Source organism: Paraburkholderia sp. SIMBA_030, from assembly GCF_046535245.1.
In the GTDB taxonomy this organism is placed as follows: Bacteria; Pseudomonadota; Gammaproteobacteria; order Burkholderiales; family Burkholderiaceae; genus Paraburkholderia.
The window spans coordinates 1-257 of sequence record NZ_JAWRXB010001011.1; the positions used below are offsets into that span (position 1 = coordinate 1).

Annotated in this window: 1 protein-coding gene; it reads right to left on the minus strand. The window is 64.6% G+C overall.

Features of this window, described 5'->3' with window-relative positions; genetic code table 11:
• A partial coding sequence (locus SB772_RS43075) for a hypothetical protein (protein ID WP_410838907.1) occupies window positions 1-257 on the minus strand: 257 nt, incomplete at both ends.

Consider the following 257-nt stretch of genomic DNA (forward strand, 5'->3'; position numbering starts at 1 on the left):
AAGCTCAGTACCAGCGAACCAGCTGTACCGTAGGGGCGCAGGCGCATGTCGACGCGGAACACGAAACCGTCGACGGTGACCGGGTCCAGGGCCTTGATCAGGCGCTGGCCCAGGCGGGTGAAGAACTCCTGGTTGTCCAACGAGCGCTTGACCCCTTCGGTCTCGCCGCCCTCGGGGAAGGCGAAGATCAGGTCGATGTCCGACGACAGGTTCAGCTCTACCGCCCCCAGCTTGCCCATGCCCAGCACCACCATGTG